This window comes from Nevskia soli (assembly GCF_903970205.1).
Classification (GTDB): domain Bacteria; phylum Acidobacteriota; class Terriglobia; order Bryobacterales; family Bryobacteraceae; genus Bog-113.
The window spans coordinates 1-7,417 of the sequence record NZ_CAJCHS010000146.1; the positions used below are offsets into that span (position 1 = coordinate 1).

Sequence of the window (7,417 nt, forward strand, 5' to 3'; positions counted from 1 at the left end):
TTCATCAGGCGCTCCCACAGCAGCAGCGGCCGGCGATTCAAACTCAACGCAACCATACGCCGCAGCGGGCGGTCCCACATATCGCGATACCACGGCGTGATCATCGCCGAAAACTCGTTCTTCGCCTCGAACAGGCTTCGCATGGCGCGCATCTGCGAGTTCAATGTCGCCGCGGGGTGGCGGTGGATGAACACGAACTTCGCATCCGGGAACCAGCGCTTCAGGTCCAGGAAATAGATCTGATCCCACGGATTCTTCAGCAGCAACGGCTTCGACGGATCGCCGATAAACTGCATCTTACGCGCCATCTGCCGGAACACGTCGAGGGTCCCGTCGGTAATGCGCGGACGCCCGTTGGTAACCTGCATGATCGCGAATCCATACTCGATCGGCGCCTCCGCGGTCGCCGGCGTCTCATCGATGATGCGCGTGGTCAGCCCCAAGCTCTTGAACCGGTTCAGCAGCTCCTGGCGCGCGGTCGCGGTACGTCCGGCGAAGTGGTTCGCCAGGACCTCTTTGTAGCAGATCACGTCGTACGCCGAGACGTAATTGAAACATCCGGTCTCGGCCAGCAAACGATGCAGCAGCGTGGTTCCCGAGCGATGGAGGCCCATGATGAACACGGGCCGGAACGTGAGCCCGTCGAGTTTCGCCAGGTAAGGCGCGTCCGCGCCATCTTTGTCAGTGGTGTGCAATATCATCTAGGTTAACCAGATCGAAGGACGGAGCCATTCATCGTGTTCCAAATTGTAGGAACTCAACCCAAATCGCAAACGACAGACGAGCAGCCCACGGCCGACCTCACGCGTACGTACGACGCCGTGATCGTCGGATCGGGCGCAGCCGGCGGCATGGCGGCGCATGTATTGACCTCGCACGGCATGGACGTGCTGCTACTCGAGGCCGGCAAGAAGATCCCCATTGAGAAAGAACTGAAGTCGATGGAGTGGCCGTACGACCATCCGCGCCGCGGCGAAATGCCGCCCAACGACCACGCCCTCACGCGCAACGAGTACAATATCCGCCCGCGCCCCTATGCCAAGGGCATGCGCTACAACCATGTGTTTTCCTACGTACAAGGCTGGGGCGGATCGGACTATTCGAAGAACATCGTGGTCGATGAGAAGGATCACCCCAACACCGGCACGCCGTACGCATGGGTGCGCGCGCGGTTGCTTGGTGGGAAGACCGCGATCTGGGGCCGTCTTGCGCTGCGGCTTTCGGACTACGATTTCAAGGCAGCGTCGCGCGACGGATACGGCGAGGATTGGCCGATCTCGTATGCCGATATCGAGCCCTATTACGACAGGGTCGACCTGTATCTCGGGATCTCCGGGATGAAAGAGAAGCTGCCCTATCTGCCCGACAGCAAGTTCCAGCGCTCGCACCATCTGAATCCCGGCGAGATGCTGTTTCGGAGCGCGATGGCGAAGCAGGGGCGCGTAGTAACGCCATACCGCGCCGGAGTGACGACCGACGGCGTCAAGAACAAATACCGTTCGAAATGCTTTGGACGCGGCGCGTGCAACCGGCGCGTCGGCGGCTGCGATATCCATGCGGCATTCGATTCGCCAACCGGTTTGATCTACCCCGCGTTCGACACCGGGCATCTGAGCATGCGCACGAACGCCACGGTTTACGAAGTCACGGTGGACAAGAACACGGGCAAGGCGAGCGGCGTCTCGTTTATCGATACGGAAACGGGCAAGACGTATCAGGCGAAGGGGAAAGCGGTGCTGCTGGGCGCGTCCACGCTGGAAACCGCGCGGCTGATGCTGCTTTCGAAGTCGACGCTATATCCGAACGGCATTGGCAACTCGAGCGGCCAGGTGGGACATAACTTCTGCGAGCACGTGATGGGACCGGGTGTCACGGGCATGATCAAGGATCTGATCGGCAAACCCAGCCGGCTGGAAGACGGACGTCCCGGCGGCTTCTATCTGGCGCGTTTCCGCAATCTCACGGAGAAGAACCCCAACTTCATCCGCGGCTACGGGTTTGAAGGCGAGAGCGGGCAAAGCATGTTTCCGGGTCACGCGTTCTCCACGAATGGTTTCGGCGCGGAGTTCAAGAAGAGCGTGCGCGATCACAAAGGCGCGTTCATCTCAATGGGCGGTTTCGGAGAAGTCCTGGCGCGGTATGAGAACTACGTCGACCTCGATCCCGAGCAGAAGGACCGATGGGGTATCCCGTCGCTGCGCTTCAATTACAAGTTCGGCGACAACGAGAGGAAGATGGCCAAGGACATGGCGGAGCAAGCCAAGCAGATGTTCGAAGACGCGGGGATTGAAATTATCGGCGTCGAGGATGAAATTCTGACGGAGGGCTGGTCGATCCATGAGATGGGCACGGCGCGCATGGGGAACGATCCGAAGAAGTCGGTGGTGAACCAGTTCCAGCAGTCGCACGACGTGAAGAACCTGTTTGTGGTGGACGGCGCCACGCATGTAAGCGCGGCCAACCAGAATCCGACGTGGACGATCATGGCGCTGTGCTGGCGCAGCTGCGACAACCTGGCCAATGAATTTCGAAAGGGGAATGTCTGATGAGTAGCGATTTGGGCCGGCGGGAGCTGTTTCGCGTCGCGGCGGGGACGGCTGTCGCCGCAGCCGCTTTGCGCGCGCAAGGATCGCACAAGTTCTTCACCGATCCGGAATTTGCGATGGTTGAAGAGATCAGCGACATCCTGATTCCAACGGATGAGACGAGTCCCGGCGCGAAGGACGCGAAGGTCGCTGAGTATTTGGACGGGCAACTGGCCGAGGCGTTCGAAGATGAGGAGCGCCAGAAGATGCGTCAGGGACTCGCTCTTGTCGACCCGCTGGCGCAGAAGATCAATAACGCCGGCTTCATGCAGGGGACGCGGAAACAACGCGAGGCGGTCGTCCTGCAGATGGCGCAAAACGAGAAGGAGCCGAAAGCTCCCGAAGAGCTCTTCTTCCGCTTGATCAAGAACGCGACGGTGCAGGTTTACTACACGAGCAAGATCGGCATTCACACGGACATGGATTACAAGGGCAACGTGTATCAGACCGGCGTGTACGCGGGCGAACTGCCGTCCGGCCCCGCGCTGGCTGACTACCACGGGACCAAATGAATCGCCGGGCATTTTTTGGTACAACCCTGGGTACAACGCTGGGCGCCATCCACGCGTTTGGAGCCGGCCAGCCGCGATGTGCTGCGCCCGCGGGCGTGAACGAACGGCTGGCCGTCGCCTCTTACCCCTTCCGCAAAGAGCTCGACCTGAAGAACGCGACCATGAAGCTGGTGGACTTTCCGGCGATGGTGGCGCAGCGCTTCGGCGTTCACGGGATCGAGCCGCTGGATGAGCACTTCCCGACGATGGACCCGTTGTATTTGCACGAGTTCAACAAGGCGGTGGAGCAGGCGGGCGCGCACGTGGTGAATATCCCGGTCGGCCGTCTGCACGGCAGCTTCAACGACCCCGATGCGTCGAAGCGCAAGGCGGCGATCGAGACGGCGCGCAAGTGGATCGATGTCGCGGCGCTGATCAAATCCCCTAGCGTTCGCGTCCATATCGCGCCGGTGCAAGGCGTGGCTTCGGACGTGCCGCGCACCGGCGAAGCGCTGGCCGAAGTCGCGCGATACGGGGCATCGAAGGGCATCGTCGTGAACCTGGAAAACGACGATCCGGCGAGCGAAGAAGCCTTCTATATCGTTGGGGCGATCGAGAAAGTCAACAGCCCGTGGCTGCGCGCGCTGCCCGATTTTTGCAACTCGATGCTGCTGAATAAAGGCGAGGATTATAACTATCGCGCCATGACCGCAATGTTCAAGCACGCGTGTAATATCAGCCATTTGAAAGAAATCGAAACCGACGAGGGAAAAACGTACCGGATTGATCTAAAGAAGACCTTTGGTATCGCAAAAGCCGCGAATTATCGGGGATTTTACTCCGTCGAATGGGATTCGGATGGAGATCCATATGCCGGAACCGCGCGCTTGATTCAAAGCGCGCGGATGATACTCTCCACTTAAGTGGTCCTTTCGAATCCCTCGCGCGAGCTGCTTTCCTCGGCCCTGAACTTCAGCGATCTGGCAGTCTTCGTGATCAGCCAGGTCACGCACCAGGAACGGCGTTTCGATCTTTATAGCGCGACGGCCGAGAAGATGTTCGGCCCGCAAGGCGACGCCGCGGAATTCCAGGGTTGGGAGCGGGATAGCGGCCTGTATCTCTCGGACGATGTGGAGCGCCCCAGCCGGCTTTGCAAGCAGGAAAGCCTTCCATGGAACCTGGCTTTCGAAGGAAAAGAAGTCACTGCGACGACGTATTTCGTTCGCAATAAACAACACCGGTCGGGATTATGGGTGGAATTCAAGGCGCGGCCGGAGTCGAATTCCGATGGGACAGTGCGGCAGGTGTTCGTATCGGCGCGTAACATTTCGCAGCGGCGGCGCGCGGAGCAAGCCATGCGCAAGGCACGCCGGGTGGCGCGCGTCTTGTTTGAAGAAAACCAGGCGGCGATCGTGCAGACCACGATCGACGGCCGCATCACCGCCTCGAACAAGAGCTTCGCGCGAATGCTCGGCTATGCAAAGCCTGAGGAGGTACGCGCGCTGCGCAGCTCCGAAATCCACGTTCCGGGGCAGTGGGAGCGCCTGATGCGCGAGTTGATTCAGAAGCGGTCGATTTCCGAAGTCGAGATCGAGTTCCGGCGCAAGGACGGAAGTCGCGGCCGTGCGATCACCAGCGTCCAGATCCTGGCGCCCGAGCCGGGCGAACTGGAGGACTCGATCATCAGCACGATGATCGACGTTAGCGGGCATCGCCGCGCGGAACAAGCCCGCGTGCAACTGGAGCAGCGGTTCCGCGAGTTCATGCGGCATCTTCCCGGCATGGCGTTCATCAAGGACCACCGCGGCTGCTACGTGTTTTTCAGCGAGAGCGCGATGAAGATGCTCGGGTTTCTGGAGAAGGATGTGGTGGGCAAGACCGACCTCGAGTTGTGGCCGGCCGACATCGCGGAACGGCTGCGCAAGCACGATGAAGACGTGAGGGCCCAAGGAAAAGCGATCCATGCGGTGGAGGACATTCCGGTTCAGGGGATCACGCACCGGTTCACGATCTACCAGTTTCCGATCCCCAACGAAGACGCCACGATGATCGGCGGCGTGGGCGTGGATGAGACGGAGCGGCTGAAGCTGGAGACGCGGCTTCAGGAGGCCGAGCGCATGGAGGCGATCGGGCGTTTGGCGGGCGGCGTCGCGCATGACTTCAACAACCTGCTCACGGTGATTTCCGGTTATGCGCAGATGCTGCAGGAGGGTATCGCTAAGGATCAGACGCCGCAGAAGCTGCAGGTGTATGTGGGCGAACTGCTGGCGGCGGCGAAGCGTGCGACCAATCTCACGGATCAACTGCTGGCGTTCGGACGGCGGCAATCGGTGAAGCCGCAGCGGATCGATCTGAGCGCGCAGGTCGCGGTGACCGAGCGCATGCTGGAACGGGTCATCGGGGAGCACATCGAGCTCCGGGTGGAGAAATCGACCGAGCCTTGCTTCATCCGGGCGGACCCTGGGCAGATGGAATCCGTCATTGTGAACCTGGCGACGAACGCGCGGGACGCGATGCCGCTGGGCGGCCGACTGACGATCCGCACCCAGCCGGCCGGGCCACTGCCGGAAGGCGTCCCGCCGGGCGAATGGGTCCTGCTCGAAGTCGACGACACCGGGACCGGCATCGAACCCGAGATGCGCCAGCGGATCTTCGAGCCGTTCTTCACCTCGAAGCCGCGCGGGAAGGGAACCGGGCTGGGGCTCTCGATGGTTTACGGCATCGTGAAGCAGGCGGGCGGCGAGATCGCGGTGGAGAGCGAGCTTGGCGAGGGGACCACGTTCCAGCTATTCTTTCCGGCTTGCAAAGAGGCCGCGGAAGCCCCTGCCCAAGCGAAGCGCAAGGCTGCACGGCGAACGCCGCGCGGGACGGAGTCGATTTTGGTGGTCGAGGACGAACCCACCGTACGGGATCTGGTGAAGACTATGCTCGACCGGCTGGGCTACCAGACCATCGTGGCGGATGGGCCGAAAGAAGCGCTTCGCCTTTACAAAGAAGCGTGCGAGATGAAGCGCGACATCGATCTGCTGCTGACCGATGTGATCATGCCGCAGATGAGCGGGCGGGAGCTGGCGCGCATCATCCGGCGGATGACGCCGACCATGAAGATCCTGTACATGTCGGGCTATACGGCCGACGAGATCGCGACGCACGGCGTGCAGGATGTCCCGATGCTGCTGCGGAAACCGTTTACGGCTGATGCGCTGGGGCAGAGGGTGCGGGAGGCGATCAATGCACCGGTGGCGCCGTGCTGAACGTCCGGCTGCTGTAAGAAGTTCGGCCAGGCGCGGCGGTAGGGCGTTATCAATGAGAAATTTTCGAGATCCGGCTATTCGGCAAGTACTTTGCGGTCCGAGAGTCCGCCGGCTAGTAGCCGGAGTACTGTGGCTGCCGGAATCCTGATGTGGCGAATGCACGGAACGCCACCCATTTGTGCGGGATCAATCGTGATGCGCTCGAAGTTTTTCATCGCGTCTCCTGCTTACTGTCGCAATCGCACTAACTGCGGGGACCGCTCCGTTGCCGTCGCGGCTCGGAAAAAGGGGTTTAGCGGGCCGGAAAAAGGGCTTTAGCGGGCCGGGAAAAGGGCTCTAGCGGCTCGAATGGAGTTACTTCGTTTCCACCTCGCGATACCAGTCCGGTGATTTGAGGACTTCGCGGGGGCGGCTGCCGTCGGGCGGTCCGATGATGCCGTCGCGGTGCATCATGTCGAGAATCCGGGCCGCGCGGCCGTAGCCGAGGCGCAGGCGGCGCTGCAAGGTCGATGTCGAGGCTTTGCCCATCTCGAGCACCACGCGGATGGCATCCTCGTACATCGGGTCTTGTTCGCCTGGGGCGGGCTCGTTGGAATCCGGTTCGCCATCGCTGTCCGGGGGCGCAAGCAGGTAGGACTGATCGTACTCGGGCTTGGCCTGCTCCTTCCAGAACTCGACGACTTCGTTGATCTCGGTTTCGGTGACGAACGCGCCGTGGACGCGGGTCAGGCGTGAGGAACCGGGCGGGAGGAAGAGCATGTCGCCTTTGCCGAGCAGGTGTTCGGAGCCCATGACGTCGAGGATGGTCCGCGAGTCGACGCGCGTGGCGACTCGGAAGCTGATGCGGGCGGGGAAGTTGGCTTTGATGAGTCCGGTGATGACGTCGACGCTGGGGCGCTGCGTGGCGAGCACCAGGTGCATCCCTACGGCGCGAGCCATTTGAGCGAGGCGGGTGACGGATTCCTCGACGTTCCGGCCTTCCAGCATCATCAGATCGGCGAGCTCGTCGATCAGGATCAGGATGTAGGGAAGCGGGCGGAGTTCCTCCGCGGCGGTCGAGTTGTCTTCATCGAACAGCGAGCGCGGC

General features: G+C 61.4%; 7 protein-coding genes. 4 read left to right on the plus strand and 3 right to left on the minus strand.

Annotated features, from left to right (window positions below; translation table 11 throughout):
* On the minus strand, positions 1 to 695 hold a 695-nt coding region (locus H1Y01_RS06635; RefSeq protein ID WP_180539656.1), incomplete at its 3' end, for a sulfotransferase.
* 42 nt (positions 696 to 737) lie between these two features.
* Here H1Y01_RS06635 and H1Y01_RS06640 point away from each other — a divergent pair.
* The 4 genes from H1Y01_RS06640 to H1Y01_RS06655 are packed head-to-tail and all read left to right on the plus strand — an operon-like array spanning position 738 to position 6,330.
* Positions 738 to 2,546 carry a GMC oxidoreductase gene (locus H1Y01_RS06640; protein ID WP_219341336.1) on the plus strand — a complete coding sequence of 603 codons (1,809 nt, stop codon included), beginning with the start codon at positions 738 to 740 and terminating at the stop codon, positions 2,544 to 2,546.
* Positions 2,546 to 3,097, plus strand: coding sequence for a gluconate 2-dehydrogenase subunit 3 family protein (locus H1Y01_RS06645; protein ID WP_180539657.1), 552 nt, complete (start codon positions 2,546 to 2,548; stop codon positions 3,095 to 3,097). Before H1Y01_RS06640 ends, H1Y01_RS06645 begins: the two co-directional genes overlap by 1 nt.
* A complete protein-coding gene (locus tag H1Y01_RS06650) occupies positions 3,094 to 3,999 on the plus strand; it encodes a sugar phosphate isomerase/epimerase family protein (RefSeq protein ID WP_180539658.1) in 906 nt (301 codons plus the stop codon). Before H1Y01_RS06645 ends, H1Y01_RS06650 begins: the two co-directional genes overlap by 4 nt.
* Entirely contained in the window at positions 4,000 to 6,330 is a 2,331-nt protein-coding gene (locus H1Y01_RS06655; RefSeq protein WP_180539659.1) for a hybrid sensor histidine kinase/response regulator, read from the plus strand.
* Between the two features lie 74 nt (positions 6,331 to 6,404).
* On the opposite strand, the gene H1Y01_RS06660 is transcribed toward H1Y01_RS06655, so the two are convergent.
* Complete coding sequence (locus H1Y01_RS06660) at positions 6,405 to 6,545, minus strand: DUF433 domain-containing protein (RefSeq protein ID WP_180539660.1); 141 nt, start codon at positions 6,543 to 6,545, stop codon at positions 6,405 to 6,407.
* A gap of 139 nt (positions 6,546 to 6,684) precedes the next feature.
* The coding region (locus H1Y01_RS06665; protein WP_180539661.1) for a DNA translocase FtsK at positions 6,685 to 7,417 on the minus strand (733 nt) is incomplete at its 5' end.

Coding starts and splice junctions, on each gene's coding strand:
- H1Y01_RS06660 (WP_180539660.1), bottom strand. CDS start 6,545: ATGAAAAACTTCGAGCGCATCACGATTGATCCCGCACAAATGGGTGGC.
- H1Y01_RS06645 (WP_180539657.1), top strand. CDS start 2,546: ATGAGTAGCGATTTGGGCCGGCGGGAGCTGTTTCGCGTCGCGGCGGGG.
- H1Y01_RS06650 (WP_180539658.1), top strand. CDS start 3,094: ATGAATCGCCGGGCATTTTTTGGTACAACCCTGGGTACAACGCTGGGC.